Source organism: Streptomyces marincola (genome assembly GCF_020410765.1).
Lineage (GTDB): Bacteria > Actinomycetota > Actinomycetes > Streptomycetales > Streptomycetaceae > Streptomyces > Streptomyces marincola.
Genome location: NZ_CP084541.1, coordinates 4,126,270 through 4,144,332, shown reverse-complemented (window position 1 = coordinate 4,144,332; position 18,063 = coordinate 4,126,270). Strand labels below are relative to the sequence as shown.

At 68.0% G+C, this 18,063-nt stretch carries 4 protein-coding genes; all 4 read right to left on the bottom strand.

Translation table 11 applies throughout. The features are described 5' to 3' along the window. Window positions 1–223: 223 nt before the first annotated feature. From LC193_RS18180 to LC193_RS18165, 4 genes are read right to left on the bottom strand one after another with little or no spacing between them, the layout of a single operon-like run. Entirely contained in the window at window positions 224–2,533 is a 2,310-nt protein-coding gene (locus LC193_RS18180) for a UvrD-helicase domain-containing protein (RefSeq protein WP_226075548.1), read from the bottom strand. Further along, window positions 2,530–9,237 (bottom strand): DEAD/DEAH box helicase, encoded by a 6,708-nt coding sequence (locus LC193_RS18175; RefSeq protein WP_226075546.1) that lies wholly within the window; start codon window positions 9,235–9,237, stop codon window positions 2,530–2,532. Before LC193_RS18175 ends, LC193_RS18180 begins: the two co-directional genes overlap by 4 nt. After that, window positions 9,234–14,762: a hypothetical protein gene (locus LC193_RS18170; protein ID WP_226075544.1), complete on the bottom strand. Its 5,529-nt coding sequence runs from the start codon at window positions 14,760–14,762 to the stop codon at window positions 9,234–9,236. Before LC193_RS18170 ends, LC193_RS18175 begins: the two co-directional genes overlap by 4 nt. Beyond that, the gene (locus LC193_RS18165; protein WP_226075543.1) at window positions 14,759–17,932 is read right to left on the bottom strand and encodes a DEAD/DEAH box helicase; all 3,174 of its coding nucleotides are present in this window, start codon (window positions 17,930–17,932) and stop codon (window positions 14,759–14,761) included. The genes LC193_RS18170 and LC193_RS18165 overlap by 4 nt, the downstream gene beginning before the upstream one ends. Between the last annotated feature and the right edge of the window lie 131 nt (window positions 17,933–18,063).

Genomic DNA, 18,063 nt, shown 5'->3' with positions numbered 1-18,063 from the left:
CATCGGCACAGTGGGATGGAGGCTCGGCGTCCTCGCGAACGATGCGGTGCCCGCCGCCTCGCTTGCGTGACCAGCGGCGCGGGTGGTCGTACAGCGCGGCACCGGTGTCGGGGCGCACTACCCGCCCGACCACACCCAGCCCGCGTTCCGCCCGTGGTACCGGCCGCCGCCGTCGTACCCTTGGCGCTGGCTTTCGTCCCAGCGACGCAGCGTGCGTTCGCGTCTACACCGGTAGGAATGGGCTTGGCTTGCCGTGCCAGGAAATCCGCAAGGTGTCGCGAGCTCGGGTGGTGGCGACGAAGAGCTGGTTGCGGCTCTTCTTGAGTTCGCGTTCGTACCGCTTGGGGTCGGTCGTCTCGTACTTCTCGATGAGAGCGGTGCGCGGGAGGATGCCGTCGCACGCGCCCACAATCGCGATCCTTTGGAACTCAAGCCCCTTGAAGCGGTGCATCGTTCCGATGTGCACCTCGCCGCCGCCCTGTGGTCCGTCCTTGGTGAGGATCGCTGTGGTGATGCCGTGTTTGGTCTCCAGGTCGGTGGCAACCCGGCCGGCCATCTCTCCGTCGGCGACGCAGACGGCCATGGTGCCGCTGGGGTCGCGTACGGTGCCGTCCCCGGTTGGCTGGGTGATCTCCGCGCGCCACTGCTTGAGCGCCTCCGCGAGCTGGGTGATCTCGTCGGTCCAGTCGGCGCAGGTGACGTATTCGGGGGATGGGCCGTGCAGCAGTGAGTGGTATCCGTCGAGGGTGTCGGTGCCGTCGTCGAGATCGTCGTACGTGGCCCCGCGGACGACCCTGGCAGCCTGGTGGAGGATTTCCTGGGTGGTGCGGTAGCTCAGGGTCAGCTTCGAGGATCGGCCGCGGATGTTGATGCCCACGGTGGAAAGGGTGACCTGCCGGTCGTAGATGCGCTGGTGGGTATCGCTGGCGATGAACAGGTCGTTCGCGCCGGGCGCCACCATGGCACGCAGCATCTTCCAGTGGGCCGGGCTGAGGTCCTGGGCCTCGTCGACGACGATGTGCCGGTACCGGTGACGGAGGTAGCGCATCGCGGAGCTGTTGTCGTCGAAATGGATCAGGTCTCCGCCGCCGATGGCCTCCTTGCGTGCGGCCCGGGCTTGGATCTTGCGCGCGCGTTCCATCTCGTAGCGGGCCGCACGCTCGGCGGCCTGGGCCCAGGTCTCCCGGCCCAGGCCGTTGAGGCGCAGGGTGAACTGGTCGAGCAACTTCCAGATGGCCGCGCGTTCAGGTCGGTTGAGGGCGCGGCCCATACCAGCGCGGCGGGCCTTGAAGTAGTCCTGGCGGGTGGCCAGGGACTGACCGAGGACGATTTGTTCCCATTCGTCGAAGAGGAACTCGGCGTCCCAGCGTTTTTCGTCGTGTTCGAAGAGGACCTCGCGCAGGATGTCCAGGGCCCGGTCGTCGCTGATCAAGCTGCGCTGCGCGCCGGGTGCGGTGTTCTCGTTGAGGACACTTTGGGCGAGCTGGTCGATGTGCTTGATGTCGATACGGCTCAGCAGTGCCGGGTCGACGAGTGAGGTGAGCCGGGAACGAAGGTCGGCGGTGAGGTTCTTGGTGTAAGTGGTCAGCAGGATGGGCTTGCCGTGACCGGGGGGCAGTGCGGCCGCGAGGCGGGCGACGCGGTGCAGGGCAACGATGGTTTTGCCGGTGCCTGGTCCGCCGCTGACTCGGGCGGGGTTGCCGTAGTCGCGTTCGACGATCTTGCGCTGTGTGGGGTGGAGGTAGACCTTCCAGGCACGGAAGTCGCCCTCGGCCAGGACGTTGCGGATGTCGTCGTCGACCGTGGTGACCGCCGTGCGGGTGAGGGCCGTGGCCATGTCGTTCTCGAAGCCCGGTTCCAATTCGGTGGAAGCGGGCTGGGTGATCTCGCGCTCGACCTCGTCGACGGACATGCCGGAGCCGAGTCCGGTGAGAACCTCGGCGGTCAGGCGCGGGGCACCGGCGATGAGTTGGTCGAGTTCGTCTTCGGTGGTGATGCTGAGGGCGAGGTCGATGAGGGCGTCGGCGACGCCGAGGCGACGCAGATGCTCGGCGGTGCAGCCGACGAGGAGTGGTTCGGCGGTGACGGCCGGCTGCTCGTCCACGACGGGCGCGGGCGTGGGCGCCACCGGTTCGCCCTGCCCGTCCGGAGACGGAGTGAGCTGGAGTCCCGCACGCTGGAGCACACTCTGACCGACCACGCCGAGGTCGACGAACTCGATCTCGCCGGTGATCCGGTTGATGGCGACGCTGAGCTCTTCGTAGACGTCCTTGCGGTGGCGCACCGCGACGATCAGCCATTGCTGCACACCGTCGGCGCCGCTCCCCGCCCGGGCGAGGAGCGCCCGGTAGGACCGGTCGATCTTGGCGCGGTAGATCCGGCCATCGCCCTTGAGCGGCTTGAGGTCGAGGCTGGGGTGATCAGGGTTGAGACGGAACTGGTGGCAGAAGTCGTAGAACTTGGTCTTGACCGACGAGTCCATCTTGTAGAGCTCGTTTTCGGCCTTCTGGTAGAGGCTGAGGCGTGCGGTCATCGTGCGGCACTCTGTTCTTCCGAGTCGGGACGGGCGTCGGCGTCGGGAAGGGCGGCGAGGAGGGTGTCGAGATCGGCAAGCCAGTCGTCGGCCGAGCGGATCGTGAACCCGGCGTCGCGGTAGGCACTCCAGGTCTTGTCGCTCTCGTCATCCTCCTGATCGTGCTGCTCGGCCATGACGGCGATCCGGAGGTCGCCGTGGTCCCAGACGAAGTCGGCGAGCCAACCGCGTTCGCCGAGCTCGTAGCCGTAGGCGGGCGCCTTCTTGCCGCCGTCGGCCAAGGCGTGAGCGAGGCGGGTGAGGGGGGCGTCGGGTTCGTCCTCGTTGAGGTATTCGAGGATCTCCCGGTCCCACAGCAGATCCCGCAGCGCCACTTCGAGCGGCGTGTCCCGGGAGGCCACCGAAGGCGCGGAGTGAGGGGCGGGGGTGCCGGTGCTGTACCGCACGACGAGGGACTTGAGTTCCCCGATGCCGCCGAATGCCTTGAGGATCGCGGTGTCGAAGCGGCCCGCGATGGAGGTGGTCAGTTGGACGCCGTCGCCGCCGTCATGGGTGATGAACTGCAGGACGTTGGACCACTGGAGCCACGAGCGCCAGCGAACCTTGTGCTCTGGCGTACCGAGCTGGTCGGGTGTGGTGTCGTCAAGGCAGGTCAGGGCGGACCAGCGGCCGGTGGAGCCATCGATGAGAATGGCGACGGGCAGGGCGGACTGGTCGCGGGTCCGGAACAGGTTGAGCGTTCCCGTGCCCTGGACGGGGGCCGGGTCGAGGCCGTCGGTGCTGCCCCAGGCGTCGAGGAGGCGGTCGAGTCCCTGGCGGGTCTGGTCGGGGGTGCCGTTGCCGACGAGGATTTCCTTGTCGGTCATGAGGAGCCCGCCGACGAGAGCCGACGCCCGCTTGCCCCAGGCCGCGTTGTCGGGGCTGCGCAGGTACGCGAGGAGCATGGTCATCGGGTCGGCGAAGGCCGTGGACTGGAGGTCGTCGCCCCCACGTTCGGCATGGAGCTGTTTCGCGATGGCCTGGGCGCTGCGGGGGTAGGGCGGCCACACCGGGTCGGCCGTGTCCTGCCTCGCCGAGGATTCCGCCGTGTTCGTCTTTCGTTCGAAAAAGGCGAGGTCGTCCCACGTGAGCTGGAACACGGTCCGTCCCTCCGCGCGAAGCCGGTTGCGCTTCTCGGCATCGCCGGCGAGCCGGTTGTGACGGCGGGTGGCGTGGTAGCGATGCCCGTCCAGGTAGACGGTGATCTTCTGCTTGGGGCCGTCGGTGCGTTCGAAGGTGAAGTCGGTACGGGTGAAGCCCTCGTTGCGCTGGGCGGTCAGACGCCACCCATGAACGGTGCCGAACTCGTCCAGACGCAGGTAGGCACTGTTGTCGCCGCTCTCTTCCAGAACGGCGTCGGCGCGCTGTCCGGCCCACCCGCGCAGGGCTCTGAGGAAGCGCGCTTCGAGGTCGGACTCGACCTGACCGTCGAGGCCGATCTGGTCGGTGTTGCCGACCGGCTTGGTGGCCCAGGCGTCGGTGTCGGTGCCGAGGAGTTCGTCGAGGATCTCCATGGCTGCCTGACGGGAGACGCGCTCGATCTGCTGTTCGTCGGCGTAGCGGTACAGGCATCGGTGGCAGGCCGGCCCGCCCTCCCCGTCGCAGGGGCATTCCACGAGGAGCCGGCGCGCACCTTCGAGCACTTGGCGGAAGGCCGCCGGGTCGGTGAGTCGGTCGAGGTAGCCGGTGCCATGCGGGAGGCGGTCGTACAGGACGAGGAAGTGACGCTTCTCCGCGGTGTCGCGGTCCGGCATGGTGGCGAGGGTGCTGTCGAGGTGCTGCGGGTCTCCGCCGAAGGCGTCGTCCACCCCCAGTCGCAGCGCTGCCTGGAAGGAATGCACCTTTTCCTCGACGAGGACGGTCGCGGCGGGCAGCAGGATGCGCAAGGCCTCGGTCTCCAGCTCGTGGGCGAGCAGGACGGCTTCCTGGGGCACGCCCCTCTTGCCGCGTCGCAGCGGGCACCAGGGAGTGTGGTGCTTGAGTTCGCGCTGCCGGTTGGCGGAGTTGTCCACGGCATCGCGGTCGTCGTCGAAGACCGGGCGTCCGTCGGCGCTCGCAGCCCCGCAAGCGGTACACACATGGAACGGCGCGATGCGCACGGGGCGCCCGGCGAGCTGGTCGTTCTCCTGGGCGCCGATGCTGAGCGGGCCGGTGTTGACGCGACGAATGACGGCCCGCCGGGTGTAGTCGACGCCGAAGACCTCCTTGGTGTGCCGCCAGGACTTGCCGGCGGCGAAGTCCTTGGGATCGATGTCCACCATGTCGACGACGGTGTAGAAGCGACGGTCGCGGTCGTCGCTCTCGTCGCCGATCCTGGCGTCCTCGCGCTTGTCACGGGCGGTGACGACGCTGGGCTGGACGATCTGCCGCAGGCTGCCGGAGTCCGCGATGCCCGTCTCTCCGCAGCGCGGGCACGGTGCGATGTCGTTCTCGGCGTTCTCGGTCCGGACATAGCCGCACGAGGGGCAGAAGCGCCAGTGGCGCCAGTCGTGGTCCCGGCCGGTGACAATGTCGATGCCGGTGATCCGGTGCTTGTAGCCCTCGGCGTAGAAGGTGTTGCCGGGGGCGAGCTCGGAAAGGGCGAAGCCGCGCGGTCGCCCATAGGAGAACGACTTCGACTTGTAGCGGTCCCGGCCCTCCGGCGTCGTGCCCTCGGGCCAGAACACGGTGGCGTCGAGGACGGTCATGGCGTCGATGAGGGCATAGTTGGGCAGCAGGCCGAGGTCGCACAGCACGGCTTGAGCGGGCCGGCGCTGACGCGCGGCGCCCTGCTTCGAGATGGCGCCCAGTTCCGCCTCCAACTCCGCCTTCGTACGAGCCTGTTCGTCGTCGCCTTCCTTGAGCTCGTCGATCGCCGAGCGGATCGTGCGAATGCGGGTACGCAGCTTCTGGTTCTCGCGCTCCCACTCCCGCTCGGCCTTCTCGATCGCGCTGCGGATGCCCCGGACCGCGTAGCGCCTCAGTTCTCCCCGGGCCGTGTCGCTCACGCCGGTGGGGAAGAGCGCGAGGAAGCCCGAGACGAGTTCATCGCCGTGGGCGAGAGCGGCCTCGGTGAAGTCGGCGAGGTAGCCGGAGGGGCCGAACAGCTCGTCGACCCGGCGCGGCAGCGCGGCCAGTGGCTTGCCGTCCTCTCGCAGCAGCCGGCCGCGCGCCGCGATGTCGAGCAGGTGTGCGGTGTACTGACGGCGCAGAATCTCGATGGCCGACAGATACGAGCCCGGCGGTACGATCCGCCCGTCGATCATGTCCCGTGGCCGGTCGAGGAAGTACAGGTCACGGCGAGTGCGGTCGGGGATGGTCAGCAGGAAAGCGTTGCCGGTACGGCGGCCGGCCCGGCCCGCCTGCTGGACATAGTTGGCAGGCCGGCGCGGCAGAGCGCCGAGGACGACGGCGGACAGCTCGCCGATGTCGATGCCCATCTCCAGAGTGGGCGTGCAGGACAGCACGTTGGGATCGTTGAAACCCTTGCCCTCACGGAACGCCTCCTCGACGCGCTCGCGCTTGCCGCGGGAGAGAAGGCCCGTGTGCTCGGCCGTGATGACCTGGTACGTGCCGGCGCGCCGGTAGAGGCTGCGGTAGTAGTCGTCGCGGTAGTCGCGGTCCCGGTCATGCCGGTCCACGGTCTCCAGCCACCGGTCACCTGCGACGAGACGCCCATTCGTGCAGCGGTACGCCTGGCACGGCTGCCCGTGGTACTGCCTCAGCAGCGAGGGGTGAACCGTCTGCTCCCAGAAACACTTCGGACAGCGCACATACGCCTCGTTGACCTCGCGGTCGGACAACAATTGCAGAGACACGGCGCCTGGTTGAAGGCCGTAGAGACGGACGGCCGTATCGCGTGGGGTGCGCGCCGCGAGCAATCCGGCGTCGACGAGTCGGGGCAGTAGCCGCACCCAGAACTCGTCGGCCTGTTCACGGGGCATGTCGAGACAGCGCTGGGCCCAGGTCTGGTACCAGGACAGACGCCCGGCGGCGAAGTCGAACTCGCTGCTCTGCTTGGGTCGGGCGAGCAGGAAGGTCGGGGCGGAGACGCCCTTGGGGAAGGCCTTCATGCCCCGCGGACGACCGCCCCAAATGAAGTAACGGCTGGTGCCGGCCTCGTCCAGATACCTCTCCAACCACCGGTGTCCGACAGCCCCCCGCGTGCGCAGCCGGTCCAGCAGGCCGCGCAGAAAGACCAGGTAACGGGCGTCGTCGTGCTCGGTGAAGATCAGCCCGCGGTGGGTGGACTCCTCATGGGCGGCACGCACGACCGCCACGGCTGCCTGCTCGTCGGGGATGTCCACCCACGCGGCAGCGGTGCGGGTCAGCTCCAGAGTGCGGCCGTTGCGGGAGCGGTGGCCGAACTCCATCACCGCCTCGAACGCGAACCGTTCACCGATCAGGTCCCAGGTCTTCTTGTCACCACCGCGGCCTTTGCCCGACAGCAGACGCGCCACGCCCGTGTCGTCGTGCAGGTCCGGTGGCACCACGGCGGCGAGCGTCTCGCGGTCGGTGGTGGCCGCGACGACGTCGGCGACGAGGTCGTTGAGCGCGCTCGGTCGCTGCTCGCTCAGGTGTTTGGCGAACAGCGCCCGCAGGGAGAAGGTGTACGACCGGGAGGCAACGAAGCCGGCCCGGTGCGCGGCGTCCTGCACCGAGTCGTTGAACATCAACGTCTTCGTCTCACCCTGCTTCTTGTCCATCTCCCCGCCGGTGAACAGCTGGGTGACGGACGCCGCGGCGAGCGCGGCGGGCCCCGTACCGAGGAAGCGGATCGCGTTGTGCGTGCCGCAGGCCGGGCACCAGTCGTCCTTGGCGGCCCGTTCAGCGGTGTCGCCGAGCTGGACCAGGACGAAGGCCGAGTCGGGGCCGGCCGGACGCGGATCGCCCGCTTCGTCGTAGTCCTCCTGGGGATCGGGCAGGCGCAGGCGACGGGTCGAGCCGTCGAGCACCATGAGCACGCCGGCGCCGCCGGTGGTCAGCGACTTCTGCGCCGCCCGGTCCATGCCGGTACGGCCGTTGCCCTCACGGGCCTCGCTGTCGGTGGCCGCCACCAGGGTGCGCACCTTGGCCTTGGCGGCGGTGACAGTGGCCCGGCGGATTTTGTGGGCCTCGAAGCTCAGCTCCTCCAGGTCCGACTCGGGGGCGAGGACCGACCATCCGGACCGCCCGCACTCGCGGCAGTACACGGCGGGCAGAAAGACCTTGGTGTCGCGCGAGGTGGTCGTGTGGGGCGTCGCACGCTGTGGGCTCCACGCTCCGACCATGTCCCACGCGAACTCGGCCCTCGGCCAGGGCAACACACCACGCAGCATCCGTGTGACGGACCGCGCCCACTGGTGCACCTCGACCTGTACGAAGGGCCGCTTGCTCCCGGTGGGCGCCTCCGGATCACGCGCCACGGACAGCAGGGCGACAAAGCGGGCCAGCGCCAACGCGGCGGTCTGCGGCCGTGTCGTGATCGCCTCGTCCCAGCTCTTCGCCCCGCTGCGGCGCATCACGTCCAGCACCTCGTCGTAGGTGCGCACGGTGCCGTCGAAAGCGTTCAGGACCGCGTACGTGAGCCGGTTGCGCTTGAGCGCGGCGCCAAGGGCTATCGGATCAGTGGTACGGCTCCCGGTGACCGCCTCGGCCAGGTCCGCGAGCGCTACAGGGCTGGATGCCGGCTCCGCCAGAGCGGTCAGCGTCTCGGGAGGCGTGGCCTGGCCGGGAAGAAACTTCGCGTCCGGGATCGACTCGTCGAGCATGAACTCGTCGACCGTCAACCGGTCCTCGCCCACAATGGCATCCTCGGTGAACTCGACACCGAAGATGTTGGTGGCCACCGAGAGCAGTTGCCGTACCCCGTCCTCGCCCGTACCGGAGGCGAGGGTGGCGGAGGTCGCGACGGGAGTGATCGCGCCGAGTGGCCTACCGGGCCGGCTGGCGCCGACGGCGATGGCCAGGCGACGCAGCAGCATGGCCACGTCGGTGCCCTGCGCGCCATCGTACGTATGGAACTCGTCGACCACCACATAACGGATGTCGCTGCCGTCCCACAGCGGAGCGTCGGCAGCACGCTGCAAAAGCAGATCGAGCATCTTGTAGTTGGTGATCAGAATGTCCGGCGGGGACAGTTGCATGTCCAGACGGCGGGTGTAGACCCGGTCGTAGTGCGTCGCCGCCTTGTCCCCGATGTACAGCCCGGCGCGTACGCCGCTCAGCTCCTCGTGATCGGTGAGCAGCCTGTTGAGGCGGGCCGCCTGGTCGGAGGCCAGAGCGTTCATCGGGTAGAGAATGACCGCCTTGACTCCGTTGTTCCCGGCCGCGCGCTCACGGGCACAGTGATCCAGGACGGGGTAGAGGAACGACTCCGTCTTGCCGGACCCCGTGCCCGTTGTCACAAGAGTCGGCTGCGGTGAGCGCCCGTCCTTCGAGGTGAGCCGGGCGAAGGCACGGGCCTGGTGCGCGTACGGTGTCCAGCCGTCGGTGCGCGCCCAGTCCAGGTGCTGCTGCCATCCGCGCTCGGCCGGCGTGAACGGCGTGCGCAGCCGCAGGTACGGGCCGCGGAACATGCCCGTCGTCTCGTTCCCGAGAAAGGTGTGCAGCGCCTTGCGGGCCCCCTCGTCGGCGAGGCCGTACGTCGTGGACAGGTACTGGAGCAGGCTCTCCTTGAGTCCCTGTGCTTCGAGGGTCGGCCTCACCGGCTCGGGACCTCCATCTTCACCGGGTCCCAAAGACCTTTCGCCACAGCCTCGTCGACACGCTTTGTGAAGTATGCATGGGCTTCACGCATCTCACGTTCGCGGTTGGCCTTGTAGAAGGGCGCGGTGTAGCCGTCGGGGATGAGCGCGTCCGCGTCGGCCGGGGCCGGGAGAACTCCGTCCTCTTCAGGGGCGCCGGCGGCGGCCAGATAGGTTTCGAACTGGGTCCAGTGCTCCTTGGTCTGGCCGAAGCCGTAGGTGTATCGGTCCCCGGCGATCTTCCGCGCGTTGGCATCGAACCAGGTCACCCGGTCGAAGTCCTGCATGATCGGAAAGCGGGCCCGGTACATGGCGATGAGCGTATCCGCGTCGATACCGAGCCATACAGCGACAAGCGCATCGATCTCGACCAATGCGGCGCGACGGGCGTACTCCGTACGGAGCGGCGTGCCGCGCTGCCAGGTGGGGGTGACCTCGTGCAGCTCGGTCGTGAGGTTGGGCCATGTGACAGCCCACGGTTCGTAACCAAGCCACTTGGGGTCGTAGAGCTCCGCCCAAAGGTCGGCGTAAGCGTTGGTCAGGGCGTTCAGACGCAAGGTGCGGAGGAGGAGGGCGGGGGCCAGGGGGTGGTTCTCCTGGGGTGCCGGCATTGCGCGTGCGCCTGCCACTTGGAGGTCTGAGCGTCCGGAGGTGCGCAGCAGATAGTCCAGCGGCAGCGAAGCCCAAAAGCCAGCATTGAGTGTCGTGCAGTGCTCGCTCGTGCCCCTGAAACTGTGGACCATGTGGATGTGTGAAACCCCAGGAGGGATCGACGCTGCGTACAGGGCTCGCTCTGTATCCGGGGCAATCTGACGCCGCCATGCGACTCGGTAGTACTCGGTGTGTGGACGGCTCGCCTTGGCAAGCAGGTACTTCTCTACCTGTGTGTCGTCGACCTCCTCCAGCTTCACCTCACGCGTCTCCGCGACCCGGCGCCGCGCTTGCGCGCGCTCCTCCTCGGAGACGCGCAGTGCCTCGTATCTATCCCAGTCGGGCCACCTGTCCTGCTCGCCCAGGAACGTGTCTCGGGGAGCCACACGCCGGTACTCCGATTCCGGCACCGCGTCGTCCGCAAGCGCCATCGGGTCAAGGCCGCGCGTCTCGCCGCCGCCCTGGCTGGGTTGCTTGAACATCGGGTTGGCAACGCCGATTTGCGGCCCCTTGAGGATGACGTCGCGCCACTCCGTCGCGTGGTAGTCCTCCTGGCCATCGATACCGGTGTTGTAGTCGATGAGCCGCTGGTCCTTGCCTGGGCCGAATTGCGCCTTTTTTGCGCCACCTTCGTGATAGCCAGCGGAGACTCGCGGGCTCAGCATGCCGAGACGCAAGGGGTACCTACCCAGCGCGTCGATCGCCGGGTCCTCCGCCGTGCTCACCGGCGTGAGCAGACGCGTGTGCTCCAGGGGCCCTTCATCATGTGTCAGTCGGCGCCAGCGCTTGAGGGTGTCAGGCGTGACTCGGACCACGCGCTTCGGGTGGGGGCGTTCGTCCCAGCTGCCCTCATACTTCACGCCAGGGGCCGCATCGGCATCCTCGGCGGAGGCAGACAGTCGAAGCGAGTCGACGCTGAAGAGCCACGACAACGAGTCGAAGGAGATCTCCCCTTCGCCCCCGTAGATGTGCACGCCGAAGTGACTGGACCGCCCCACTGGCGGCGGGAAGAAGCGGTTGCCCGCATTGACGAAGTCTCCGTGCACGCGCAGCCGCCGGTATGCCGCTGCCCGCAGAGCGGCTTCCTTGTCTCCTGTGAAGTGCGTGTCAGGGTGAACCATCCCGGCTGTTCCGTCGCTCGCCGCGTGGTCCCACACCTCGCACATGAACGCCCGGTACAGGTCCGGCTGGCTCCCAGAGATCAGTGGATAGACGGTCGACGACGAGAGGTAGCTCGCCATCGCCACCGTGGTGGTCGCCTCGCCGAGCAGGTACTCCTGCACCTGCTCGCGGGCGAGCTCGGCATTCCGCCGCCGGTTCTTCTCCTCGGCCTTCGGCTTCTCCGTGAGCATGAACCACGGCTCGTGCTCGGCGAAGACCGGGTTCTCCTTCCACTCCGGCCGCACCCAGGGCGGGTTACCCACCTGAAGGTCGAACCCACCCGCCTCGCCGGAGAAGACGCCCGCGAAGTCCAGCTCCCAGTGCAGGAAGCCCTGTTCCGCGGCGATGTCGCGGACGACGCGCATCCACGGGTAGCGGGTCTCGACCGCCTTGCGCGCTTCGTCCATTCCCATCTCGGCCTGGATCAGGTCTTCGAGAGCTTCCAGCTCCTTGAGAGAGTCGACGGTCGTGGCAAAGGTGTTCTCCGGTACCGGGCCCGTGCCCACCATGGACTCCAGGAAGTCGAGCCAGTCGTCCATGTCCGTGAGCGGAATGATGTCGCGGCGGCGTACCGGCCCCTGGGCCTTCTTGGGCGCAGATGAGGAGCGAGCCTTCCCGACCTGCTTCTTCTCCACGAGTCCGTCATCGTCTCCACTCTCGCCCAAGGACATCTGGTCACCGTCCATGGCGAAGAGCAGAGCGTTCTCGACGAACCGGGGCGCGGGCGTCGGCTCGGAGACGAGCGGCTGCCCGTCCTCGGCAGCCTGCCCGGCCACCGACGAGATCAGCGCTTCCAGGTCGGCCCCCGCCTGGGCCGTCACCACCGGGACCGTGTCGTACTCCGCGTCCGTGCCGTCCAGCAGTCCCACCTTGTCCAGTGGCCAGAACCACAGTGCGCACCACGCGTCCATGACCTGCTTGAGCCGCCAGTACGGCGACCCCTCCGCCTCGAAGAGGTCCTTGAAGACGCGCTCCTTGGTCAGTGGCAGGCTCTGATCGTCGTTCTGCTTGTCGCGGCGAAGGAAGGCGTACTCCGACGCGTCCTCCTCGCGGTCGGTACCCCACACGTCGATGGTGCGGGCGATTTCCCGTTCGCTCAGTTCCATGCGCTTGGCGACGAGCTTCCACAGGAACTCGACTCGGCTCGCCGCGGCCTGGAGTCGGGCGAGCTGGCTGCTCTTGCCGCCCGTGACCTTCGGTTTCGCCTTGATGCCGCTTTTCCACGCCTTCAGCTTCTCCACCTGCGGTCCGGCGAGCTGCTCGACGAGCTTCTTCGCGTCTCCGCTCGCTCCGGCGACCGCGCCCCAGCCGGGGGTGGGCAGAAGGAACTGGTGCACCGCCCCGTCCGGAAGCGGCTGCTCCGCGCCGTTCTCCGGTGCCCGGAACGGCAGCTTGGTCGGCGTCTGCCCGCCGATGGTCCGCTCGTTCTTGATGCGCTCCGCCTCGTACACCCAACGGCGCGCGCCAATCAGCGAGTTGCCACGTCGCAAGTGGAGACCGAACCAGGGGGCGCGCATGCCGGGGTGCATGGTGTTGAGCCACAGCGACACCTCGGCGAGCTCCACGCCCGTGGCGTTCAGGTCGATCCCGTACGCGTTGTGAAGGGCGATGTACGCCTTCACCTTCTGCTTGGCGTCGAGCGTCTTCGATGTGTCCAGATTGACGCCCAGTTCCTCCTGGCGGCGTTTGAGGTACTCCTCCGCGACCTGGTTGATCGCCTCGTTGAGGAACGCGCCGGAGCCCAGGGCCGGTTCGCAGATCGTGTAGCGGAGCAGTTCACTCGCCCGTGTCCGGACCGTGTTGCCGTCGGCGTCCTTCTCCTGGTCGAGGCGGTGTTTCAGCGCCAGCTCGACGGTGACTTTCGTGAGGGACTCAGGGGTGTAGTACGAGGCGGATGTCTCGCGGTCACGGCCGGCCAGGCGATAGACGAACGTGCCCGGGACGTACTTCTTGGGGCCGCGGAGCCCGTACTGTTCGGTGTCCTGCGCGGAATACACAACGTGCGTGTTCTCCGGGTAGTCGTTCAGCCGGTCGGCGGGGATGAGCCAGGAGCCCTTCTCCGGGTCGCCGTACTGCCTGCCGCCCTTCCCCGCGCCGGGCTTGGCGACCTCGGCCAGCTCCTCCTCGGCGATGATCCCGCTGTAGGACATCAGGCCTTCGTAGACGGCGCCGAGCTGGTTGATGCCGAGGTTGCGGTAGGAGATGAACCCGCCCTGCCGGCCCTTCTGGCCTGCCTCCTTCATGGTCAGCAGGCGCAGCACCTGGTGCAGGGCCTCGTTGCGCAGCCGCAGGTCCAGCCACCGCGGCTGCTCGTCTCCGTCCTCGTCCCACCGGGGGTCCAGGACACGCGTACCGATGAGGGTGATCGCCTTCGGGTCGAACAGCTCGCTGCGTAGCGGCTCGAAGCGCAGGCCACGCTGTTCGCTGCGCTGGCCGGCGGGCTTGTTGTCCTCTGCCTCGGTGCCGTGCGGGCGGTGGCCGTAATTGACCTTGTTGAAGAGGACGTCGAGAGAGGCGTGGAGATGGAAGCCGCCCCGGCTGTCCTCGTCGACCAGCTTGCGGTCGCGCGCCACCAGCTCGCGCAGCCGAGCGACCGAGTAGCCGGCCTCGTAGGTGGAGTCGTCGGCGGGCAGGATGCCGAGCTCGGGGCGGGCCTCGGCGTACAGGAGAAAGAGAACGCGGTAGAGGTAGCGCAGCGATTCGCGGGTGAGTTGTTTGGCGAACGGGCCCTTCTTGAGGTCCTCGATCTCCCGCGGCTCGACGCCTGCCTCTCGCAGGCGGGCCAGCACCTCGTTCGCGATGATCTCGACCGAGCGATGGAGCCCCTTGCGAAGCTCGAAGTTGACGCCGACGGCGTTGTCCCGGGACGCCTTGAGCAGGTCATCGATGCGTCGGCCCTTGCCGTCCGGGCGGGGAGCGAGCATGTCGCGGGAGAAGAGAGCGGCGAGGAGGGCGAGTTCGCCTGTCTTCGTCGTGTCGTTCCGGGCGAGGGCCGCGTCCAGGCCGGCGGCGAGGTAGCGGCCTTCGGGCCAGGCGTTGCGGTCGGCCAGGACGATCACGCCACCGCAGAGCAGCAGGATGAACCGGGGCGCGTCGCCGCCGGGCTCGTGCAGTTCGCTCTGGAAGAGCCAGTCCGCCAACTTCTCACCGACTTCGAGAAGGCCGTCAGCGGTCTTGAGGGGGTGAAGAAGCCGTCCCGATTTCTCAGGATCGAGGGCGTCGTCCAGAGTGGCGGTCCAGCCACAGTCGAGAGCGACGATGCCATCTCCGTGCCAGGCGACGTGCACTGCGTAGTCCCTGCCCGCGTTGTGCACGGTGACCGGCTCGGGCCGGTCACCGTAGCCGAGGGCCTTGAGGACAGCGGTGTGCCAGGTGGTGATGCGCTCGGCCCACTCCCCCGTCGGGTCGTCGAAGGTGCTTCCAGAATCGCCCTGCGCGGCGCGGGAGGCGAGGAAGGGGCGTGTGGCGGCCTGGTACTCACCCCGGAGCCGGGGCAGGAGTTCACGTGGTGTGATCCGCGGGTCATGCGGGTCTGTCTCGCGGCTGGTCCATGCCGTGAACAGGCCTTCCTCGCCGGCCTTGCTCCTCTTGAGGGTGTTCTGCAATTCCTCGCTGAAGTAGTGGGCGGAGAGGTACTCGCCGCGGTTGGCGAAGGAGTCGTACGTGTAGCTCATCGTGCGGGCTCCTCATTGTGCGCGGCGTACGAGGTGGGGGTGTGAAGGGGTTCGAGGACGCCGAGGACCCGCAGCATCGGGTCGCCCTCGGTGCGCAGGCGGCGTACGAGGTCGCGGCGGCGAGCAGCGGTGTCGTACACCTCTTTGCGGCGTTGCTGCTGGTTGCCGACGGCGATCAAAGCCCCCTGCTCCCAGACCTGCACGCGGTCCTCGTAAGGGGCCAGGTAGCGGTCGACCTGCTTGTCGTAGTCGGACCGGCGTTCGCGCATATGGGTCTCAGCCGCGTCGACGGCTGCGGGAACGAGGTTTTGAAGGAGGTCGAGATCGACGGGCCGCCCGCGGCCGGGCATGTCGGGCCCGACGCCGCAGGCCGCGAGGAACGCCGAGTCCATCCGCCAGACCCGGGGAGCGGACTCGGCGAGACCGGTGACGGCCATCCATTCCACGACCGTGGGCTTGCCCGCCGCGTTGGAGTAGACCCCTTGAAGGAGGTAGACCGGGCCGGTCAGGGCTGCGGGCAGGCGGGCGTCGATCCGTTCGGCCCTGACAGGGTCGGGCCGGTAGGCGAGGACGAACGCCTCGTCATACCGGAGCTTGGCGAGGACCTTGTCCGTCACCCAGTCGAGCACGGGGTGAATGTCGGAGACATAGGAGACGTTGGGCCACTGGGAGGTCGGCTGGTCGGTCTTCCCCTGCTTGGCGTTGCGAGCGGCTTCCAGCCGGTCGGCGGCGTACTGCTTGTCGAATGTGATGCGCAGCGTGCCGTCGTACTTGGATGTGGTGAGGATCTTCTCCTGATCCAGGTACGACTTCGGCAGCTCCCGGAATCGGTACTGAAGGTCATCGGGAGGGGTGAACTCGATCCGGCCATGGGCCGTCTCGGGTCTCCAGTCGAGTGCTTCGCGTTCGGCCTGCGGATAGATCAGGTCCATGGCGGCGTGGAAATACGCCTTGGTGTCGGCGAAGACGTGAGGCACATCGGCCTCGGGCACCGGGGCCGTGCCGAGAATGGCGGGAGCCGCGGCCGAGTCGGCGAGCCTGGCGTTGGCGCCGGCGAGAAGTCCTGCGAGCAGCCCGCCGGCCTCCTGCTGGGACTGCTTGATGGAGCGTTCGACGGTGCCGCCCTTGATGAGATCGCGGGTGAGGCGGTCCTCCTCCTTCTTGTCGTTGTAGAGGCCGGTGACGGCCTCGGCGCTTCCCTCACCGGTCTCGATCTCGTGCGCCTGGGCCTCGCGCCGCAGCAGGCGGGTGCCGACGAGCCGGTCGTCGAGCGTGAGCATCTCGCCGCTCTCCTCGTCACGCCGCCATGGCACGTCGGCGATGAGGGAGAGTGCCCTGAACTCGGGGCTGACCGCCTGCCCGTAGCGGTCGATGCGCCCGTTCCGCTGCTCGATGCGGATGAGGGACCAGGGAAGGTCGTAGTGGATGAGGTCGTGGCACTGGTGGTGCAGGTTGACCCCCTCGGAGGCGATGTCACCGGTGAACAGCAGGCGCACCGGCTCATCACGTCGGCCGAAGCGGTCGACGATCTCCTGCTGCTGCTGGTCATTGGTGGTGTCCCCGTGCATGACCTCGACGGCTCCCCCGTACACCTTCCACGGACGCGTCTTGTCGGCCTTCGCCTGGTTCTTCGTAAAACCGAGCCGCGCCGGGACCACCTGGGCCAGCCAGTCCAGGGTGTCGACCCGCTCGGAGAAGATCACGACGCGGCGCTCGGAGCGCGGGCCGACGCCGAGGTCATCCTTCAGGGTGCGCACGAGGGCATCGAGCTTGGCGGAGTCCTGGTCGGTGAAGTCCGCGACCAGTGCTTCCAGTTCTGCGAGGGCCGCGCTCTCGGCGGCCAGAGCGGCGCGGCGCTCGGAGGTGTCCGCCGCGGCCTTGCTCTTGCCCCTCGCCATACGGCGCTTCGGGTCGTCCAGGTACTCGCGGCGCTTGGCGAGGGATTTTCGCAGGGCGACGTGGGAGGAGAGGAAGGCTTTCAGGAAGTTGTAGCCGACCAGCGGATCGGCGCAGACCGACGAACGGTTGGGGTCCCCCGGGGTCCACTCGCTCGCCAGCTTCTCCAGGACGGCGACCTCCTTCGGCGTCGCCGGAGCCGGCACCGGCAGTGAGTCGCCGCGTTCGGCCCAGGGTTTGTCCTTGAGACCGTCGCGCACCTCTCGGTCGGTTTTGGTGCGCCTGATGTAGAGGTGGTCGAGGGCGGCGACCTTGTAGTCCTTGGGGTCGGCGATCGCCGCGGGATCGAGCATTCGGATGAGCTCGGCGAAGGACTCGGCGTCACCGTTGTGCGGAGTGGCGGAGGCCAGGATCAGCGCATCGGTCTGCTCGGCGAGGCGGCGGGCGAGGCGGTTGTTGCGGGTGCCCTTGTTCACGACGTTGTGCGACTCGTCGATGACCACCGCGTCCCAGGTGATGTTCTCCAGGTGGTGGGCGTAGGTCGCCGACTTGAGGGTGTCGACGGAGACGATGACCCGCTTGAAGTGGGCGAACGGGTTCCGACCCGCCGGAATCTCCTGCTGGATGCGCTGGATGCCGGTGGAGTCAAGACGAACCAGCGGCAGAGAGAAACGGGTCCACAGTTCGCGCTGGAACTGTTCCAGCACGTGGGCGGGCGTGACCACGAGAATGCGCTCGCCACGTCCCCGCCGGATCAGCTCCGCGAGCGTGATGCCGATTTCCAGTGTCTTGCCCAGGCCGACCACGTCGGCGATGAGGAGCCGGGGCTGCGGGTTGCGCATCGACAGCGCCAGCTCGGCGGGGCGCAGTTGATGCTCCTGCCGGTCCATGAGGAAGGAGTCGGCGAGTGCGAGGCCATGCTCGGTCTGCGGCAACGCGGTCTTGCGGATGACCGCCTCCAGGTGGAGGCGGGCTTTGGCGTGCTTGGAAGTGTCGTCGGGCACGAGTCGGGTCTTGCGCGGATCGAGTACGTCGATCTGGTCAAGCCCGGAGTAGAAGATCGCATCCGTGCCACGGACGAAAGAGGAAACCCCGCTGACCTCGACCAGGAACCCGTCACGGGACTCCGCGACGGACTTCACGAGCCACTGCTCGTGACGGATGCGAACCTGGGCGCCAGGGGCGAAGGCCGGCCTGGAACCGGCCAGGTACGCGGACTGCGCCGCATCGGCGTCGCGCGCCTCGGGAACCTCGGGCTGCATCGCCGTGGTCACGTGGTGCTCCTCTGTGGACTGAGTGCTCGTGGTGTGCAGTGTGCTCGTGCAGGGCCTGAAGTGGCCAACTGATGAGGCGGTTGCCGGCGAGATGCGGGGTGGTGTTTCTCGCCCCCTGCACCGCCCCCGAC

What these genes read in the sequence shown, in the direction of transcription:
- LC193_RS18180 (WP_226075548.1), bottom strand. Translation starts at nt 2,533, where the DNA reads ATGACCGCACGCCTCAGCCTCTACCAGAAGGCCGAAAACGAGCTCTAC.
- LC193_RS18170 (WP_226075544.1), bottom strand. Translation starts at nt 14,762, where the DNA reads ATGAGCTACACGTACGACTCCTTCGCCAACCGCGGCGAGTACCTCTCC.